Below are 214 nucleotides of genomic sequence, written 5' to 3' on the forward strand. Positions count from 1 at the left end.
ATCCGCCGCCCTCACCCTCACCTACCTCGACGACCAGGTCGTCCTCGACATCGCCGACGACGGCCACGGCTTCGACCCCGCCGACACCCCCGGCGGCGTACGCGGCCACGGCCTGCCCGCCATGCGCGTCCGCGCCCGCCAGCTCGGCGGCACCCTCACCGTCGAATCCGCCCCGGGCGAGGGCACGGTGCTCTCCGCCGCCATCCCCCTCACC

At 76.2% G+C, this 214-nt stretch carries 1 protein-coding gene; it reads left to right on the top strand.

The window, feature by feature from the left end; genetic code table 11:
- On the top strand, window positions 1–214 hold a 214-nt coding region (locus tag OO54_RS41260; protein ID WP_033213071.1), incomplete at both ends, for an ATP-binding protein.

The sequence above is a fragment of the Streptomyces wedmorensis genome, from assembly GCF_000716445.1.
In the GTDB taxonomy this organism is placed as follows: domain Bacteria; phylum Actinomycetota; class Actinomycetes; order Streptomycetales; family Streptomycetaceae; genus Streptomyces; species Streptomyces wedmorensis.